Below are 5,401 nucleotides of genomic sequence, written 5' to 3'. Positions count from 1 at the left end.
CAACACCGGCACCGCACCCGGCCTGGCCCCCGGAACCGCCAACACCGGCACCGCACCCGGCCTGGCCCCCGGAACCGCCAACACCGGCACCGGCGACACCGGTACCGGACCCGGCTCAGCAGAAGTGCCGGCTCCGGTCGACGGCACGCCCGCCGACTGCCCGCCGCTGCCGGCGAGTTGCTCCGGCTCGTTGCCGGGTGCCGGCTAGATTAGAACTCGCTGCGGAGCTGGAATCCCGACACGAGTTCGGCTTCGGCTAAGGCACACAAGGTTCATGCCTGTCGGCCTGAAAAATGTTGTTCGCCACGCATTCCCCGGCGCCGCCAACAACGAGGCCGCGGATCTGCCAGAACAGTTCAGTGGTCGCCCTGGTGGCGAGCAGAGCGGCAAGATCAAAATAGGTCATATCTGTGCAGGGGGCGCGGACACTACCGGCCGGCTCACTACTCCCGTCCTTGTTCAACACCGAATGACACTCCTGAAAACCGGGCGGTGGACCTCCCGGCGGGCAGCCCCCGAGAGGGAAGTCCGAGGAAAAGTCCATGGAGAAGTATCCGGTGTATCCGGAAGGGAAGGCGGCAGGATTGCATGTCGGGAAGATGGGCGCGGCGAGCCGCTCCGGCTGGCCTGCGGCGATGTTGTCCTCTACCCAATTGGAGTGTGCGTAGAAATCTTGGAGTGCGTGCGCCAAGCCACCGAACGCCGAGCGGGCGGCGAATCCATCGACCAAGTCTGTGCCGCCCGGGCCTATGGGCTGCGCCCCGCTCAACAACACCGGCGTGAAGATGTTCCACGCATCCTGCGCACGGGCACAGATGTCTACTGGATTCTTCGCATTACTCGAGATGTCGAAACAAATCGGTCGCAAACGCATCGCTTCCTGCGGCTCCTGCACCCGGCGGGGGGCCGACCCAGAATTTGGAGCATGCTGACGGGTCGACGAGATCTGGCGGCAGCGCATCCCGCGTGATGCGCTCGTGGTATCGAACGAAGAAGGCCTGGGCTTGTGGTGTGCACACGGTGAAGAGCGCTGCGACAACTGTGATTGACGCAGCCACCGCCCGCACGCGCACCCGCAACTGGCGGGAGAGGTTCACGAGCACCGCCTTCGACCTAGCGATTCAGTTAATTAATGGACAGTGGAATTGTCCCAGCGTCTTTGCAGGAACATCACAGAACCAGCTCCCCGTTGACCGACTCCGCATGGAATGAAGGGCCGATTGCAATCTTGAACAGGCAGTGACGCGGCGGCTTATCGTGAAGCTGTGAAATTGCTGGTTTGTCGCTGTCGGCGGGCGGCGTAGTGGAGGGAACGCCGTTCGGCCGCTATCGATTTATTGGGCGGTTGGGCGTCGGCGGTATGGGTGAGGTCTGGAAGGCATTTGACACCGACACCGAGCGGATTGTCGCGGTAAAGGTGTTGCCGGCGCTTCTGGCCGGCGATCGAATCTTCAAGCAGCGGTTCCGGCGCGAGGCCCATGCCGCGGCGCAGCTCAGTGAGCCTCATGTCGTGCCGATCCACAACTTCGGGGAGATCGATGGCCGACTCTATGTGGACATGCGCCTGATCGAGGGGGACAACCTAGAGCACGTTCTAGCCGACGGACCCATGGACGCCGCGCGGTCGGTCAAGATAATCGAGCAGGTCGCCTCAGCGTTGAATGCTGCGCACCGGGTTGGGCTGGTCCATCGCGATGTGAAACCCTCCAACGTTCTGGTCAGTGAGGATGATTTCGCTTATCTGATCGATTTTGGAATCGCCCGCGGCGCTGGCGAGACGGGACTGACCGCTACGGGCAACGTCGTCGGCACGTGGCCATATATGGCCCCAGAGAGGTTTGTCGAGGGCCGCAGCGACATCGCCTCAGACATCTATTCGCTCGCTTGTGTGTTGTATGAGTGTCTGACTTCCAGCCGGCCATTTCCCGGTGACAGTGTGGAGCAGCAGATCGCCGGACACTTGACAACTCCACCGCCGCGCCCTTCGGTCACCCGACCAGGTGTCTCTGCGCAACTGGATGCTGTGGTAGCGGTGGGCATGGCGAAAGACCCCGGCCGGCGGTATGCCACCACCGTGGAGTTGGCCCGCGCGGCTCGAGCAGCAATAACGCCGCCGGCCGGGAAGCTCGAACCCTCGCCCGGTAAACCCGCTGTACCGGCCTCGACGCCCACGCAGCGCGCCATCCCCGAGGACGTTGACAGCCCCCGGGCGCCCACCCAGGCCCGTCCACTCACGGATGTTGACCAATCCTCGGCTGCTCAGCGCGGACCCGCCAACGGCCGGCCGAAGGTGGTGGCGCCCTCCAACCGCGGCACTCCCGGTGTGTTGGCAGGCACCGCAGCGTCGCGGCAGCCGTGGTGGAGACGCAAGGCGGTGACAATCCCCGCCGCAGTCCTCCTTGTTCTCGCGACCGTCGCCACGGTCGCCGTGTTCGTCACCGGAAACGAGAGCCATCCCAACCAGGATGCGCCCCTCGACGGCACGTTCGTCGCTGATTACGGCGCGAACACACAGCCTGACGGCAAGCCATATGAAAACGGCCAGGGCGGCCCAGAGACATGGGTGATGAAATCCTCGTGCCGCGAAGGTGATTGTGTAGCAACCGCATCGAAGGTCAGCGGGGCTCAATCCACGATTTCGACAATGATCCTCGACCAAATCGGCGAACGGTGGATCGCAGTCAGTACGACAGCCGGGACATGTCAGAATTCCCCTGCCGAATTTTGGGAGACGATGTGGCTGCAAGGACGGCCCGACGGTACGGTGGTCGGCGAATTCGTTGTTCGATCGACGCAAACCTGTGCCCGCAACCAGCAAGTGACCTTCACCCGTACGGGGGATGTTCAAGCAGATGTCGCAATCGCCGACCCTCACAACCAGCCACCCCTGGTGACGTCGCCAGCCGACGCGTTGTCGGGCCAATACCGAGAAACCGACACATACCGGGTCGGGCAGAAGACGGAAAATGAGTTTGAAATCAAGACGTATTGTCTTCGGACCGCGCAGCGCTGCCTCAGCTATTGGTTCAGTCCCAACCAGGCCAGGTCTTTCACTTTCAAACAACAACGGTGGGTCCTGAACACAACATCAGCCGACAGCCAATGCAGTGCCGGCGGTAGTGCGCGCAAGCAAATGACCCTGGAGTACCCACTGCCGCAGCCGCCGCAGAATCCGATCACGCTGCTTAGCGGAAGTGGTCATTACGCGATCACTGGCGATTGTCCCTTCGACAGCGACTTCGATTCTCGGGTCGAGCGCTCCGGAGACTGAGCCCGTGGAAAACCGGCCACGCTCAACTACCTCCGTGTCGGGAGCGTCAAGGATCAGCCGAGGCAACTGTCAAGCATCAGCCGAAGTAGAAACGTCAAATATCGGCCGCAGCAATACACGTGTGAAGTGGGGCGGGCGGGGCTCGAACCCGCGACCAATGGATTATGAGTCCACGGCTCTAACCAACTGAGCTACCGCCCCCGATGTACGGCCTTAGAGACTAGCGCCCGCCGCCATCGCACGGCGATCAGGTAACCGACCACGACAATCTCGTCGTTCGCCCCGCGAAGCTCAATGCGTGTTCGTAGGTCGCCATGTTGTCGGTCGAGATCTTGTTGTGTACGCGGCGTTCCAACAGCGAGCGAAGCACCGGGTTGTAGGCGTGATAGGTCTCGTGAAACGTCAGACGGGTGGTGCCATCGGGTTGCTCCTCGAGCTGGTGGTAGCCCTCAGCGCGAGACCACAGGGGCTTGCTGATGGACACGTATCTGGACAACTCGTTCACCCGGGCCTCGGTGACCGTCTCCCACGACCGGGCCTTGCCGCCGGAGAGCAGATAGCGGGGCACGTCGAAAACACAGGTCCGGACCAGGCCCTGACCCGCTTCGTCGCCTTCGTTGAGGATTTCGATGCTGCCCGCCGGATACTCGATGACGCGCGGAAGGGCCGCTCCTGGCGGCGGTGGTGGATGCAGCACCCGCCAAACCTTGCGCGGTGGCGCCTGGACCCAGAACGTCGCTGTGAAAGACCGCATCAGTGCGCGTCCCAGGTATTCCATGACGTGATCGTCTCGACGGGCGGCCGGGCCGCCGGTTTGAACTCGGTGCCGATCGTGTACGCCACCGGCAGCAACGCAGCCTGCGTGACGGTGTCGGGTATGCCGAGGATTTCAGCCACCTCGTCGGCCTTCATCAGGTGCAAGGTGGTCCAGACCGATCCGAGGCCACGCGCCCGCAGCGCGAGCATGAAGCTCCACGCGGCGGGGATGATCGATGCCCATTCAGATGCGGCGACGACCAACTCGGGTTGGTTCAGGCGGCCCTCGATGCACGGGATGACGTGCACCGGAACTCGAGCCAGCGTCTGGCTGAGCGCATGCGCGCTCTCGTACACCCTTCGGGTCTGCGGGTCCGCCGTGGTCCTCGCTGCGTGCGCCAAATAGGCCTCGCCACAGCTGCGGTAGATGTCGGCGATGGCAGCCTTCTTGTCGGCGTCGGTGACCATCATCCAACGCCAATTCTGGCCGTTACTGGACGTCGGAGCCTGAATAGCCAACCGCAGACATTCCAGGATGACTTCACGCTGGACCGGACGGCTGAGGTCGAGTCGTCGCCGGACCGCCCTCGTCGTCGAAAGCACCTCGTCGACCGCTGCGATGTCCACGGCGGTCAATCCTGCCCTCTTCGCGAGGGGGTGTCACCGGTGTAGTTGGTGACCTGTCGGCCAGTCGAGAATTACCATCGAACCGCCATGGCTTCACAATCGAAGACCGAAACCGCCTCGTCGGCACACAGCGCCGCCGGGAAGTCGGTCCGGCCGGCCATCGTCCTCGCAGGTCTAGGGGTGGTGTTCGGCGACATCGGCACCAGCCCGATCTACACCGTCCAGACGGTATTCAGCCCGAGCGATCCCCACCCGGTACCGCTCAACGCCGACAACGTCTACGGCGTCGTGTCGTTGATCTTCTGGTCGATCATGGTCATCGTCACGCTCACCTATGTGAGCCTGGTGTTGCGCGCCGACAACGACGGTGAGGGCGGCATCATGGCGCTGATCACCCTGTTGCGCCGCTGGGGGTCGGAGACCCGCCACCGCACCGCCCTGATCCTCGCCGCGCTCGGCGTCTTCGGCGCATCGCTGTTCTTCGGCGACAGCATGATCACTCCGGCGATCTCCGTGCTGTCCGCCATCGAGGGCATCGAGGTCGTCGACCCGGGATTCGAGCAGTGGGTCGTGCCGATCACCGTGGTCATCATCGTCGCGCTGTTCTATGTGCAACGACGCGGCACCGCCATTGTGGGAAGGGCATTCGGTCCGGTGATGGTCGCGTGGTTTCTCGCCATCGGCGCCTGCGGAGTCAGCGGCATCGCCGCGCATCCGGAGATTCTCAAGGCCCTGTCACCGACGTAT

At 63.2% G+C, this 5,401-nt stretch carries 5 protein-coding genes, 1 tRNA gene and 1 pseudogene; 3 read left to right on the top strand and 4 right to left on the bottom strand.

Annotation, left to right across the window (positions count from 1 at the left end; all coding sequences use genetic code 11):
• Nucleotides 1–208 (top strand): annotated as a pseudogene (locus QOC76_RS27560) (N-acetylmuramoyl-L-alanine amidase); the annotation flags it as partial.
• Nucleotides 209–256: 48 nt separating this feature from the next.
• On the opposite strand, the gene QOC76_RS27555 reads toward QOC76_RS27560, so the two are convergent.
• The gene (locus tag QOC76_RS27555; RefSeq protein ID WP_526362490.1) at nucleotides 257–895 is read right to left on the bottom strand and encodes a hypothetical protein; all 639 of its coding nucleotides are present in this window, start codon (nucleotides 893–895) and stop codon (nucleotides 257–259) included.
• 384 nt (nucleotides 896–1,279) lie between these two features.
• On the opposite strand from QOC76_RS27555, the gene QOC76_RS27550 reads away from it, so the two are divergent.
• A complete protein-coding gene (locus QOC76_RS27550) occupies nucleotides 1,280–3,271 on the top strand; it encodes a serine/threonine-protein kinase (RefSeq protein ID WP_526362488.1) in 1,992 nt (663 codons plus the stop codon).
• Between the two features lie 127 nt (nucleotides 3,272–3,398).
• Here the strand turns inward: QOC76_RS27550 and QOC76_RS27545 are convergent.
• The 3 genes from QOC76_RS27545 to QOC76_RS27535 all read right to left on the bottom strand — a co-directional run bounded on the left by QOC76_RS27545 (nucleotide 3,399) and on the right by QOC76_RS27535 (nucleotide 4,663).
• A tRNA-Ile gene (locus tag QOC76_RS27545) sits at nucleotides 3,399–3,472 on the bottom strand.
• A gap of 46 nt (nucleotides 3,473–3,518) precedes the next feature.
• Nucleotides 3,519–4,025, bottom strand: coding sequence for an SRPBCC family protein (locus tag QOC76_RS27540; RefSeq protein ID WP_526362492.1), 507 nt, complete (start codon nucleotides 4,023–4,025; stop codon nucleotides 3,519–3,521).
• Nucleotides 4,025–4,663 carry a nitroreductase family protein gene (locus tag QOC76_RS27535; RefSeq protein ID WP_526362486.1) on the bottom strand — a complete coding sequence of 213 codons (639 nt, stop codon included), beginning with the start codon at nucleotides 4,661–4,663 and terminating at the stop codon, nucleotides 4,025–4,027. Before QOC76_RS27535 ends, QOC76_RS27540 begins: the two co-directional genes overlap by 1 nt.
• Before the next feature lie 78 nt (nucleotides 4,664–4,741).
• Here QOC76_RS27535 and QOC76_RS27530 point away from each other — a divergent pair.
• Nucleotides 4,742–5,401: KUP/HAK/KT family potassium transporter (locus QOC76_RS27530; RefSeq protein WP_526362484.1), on the top strand; the 660-nt coding region annotated here is incomplete at its 3' end.

The organism is Mycobacterium sp., from assembly GCF_032159565.1.
Lineage (GTDB): Bacteria > Actinomycetota > Actinomycetes > Mycobacteriales > Mycobacteriaceae > Mycobacterium.
The sequence above is the reverse complement of the archived record's forward strand: the minus strand, read 5'-3'. Positions and strand labels throughout refer to the sequence as shown.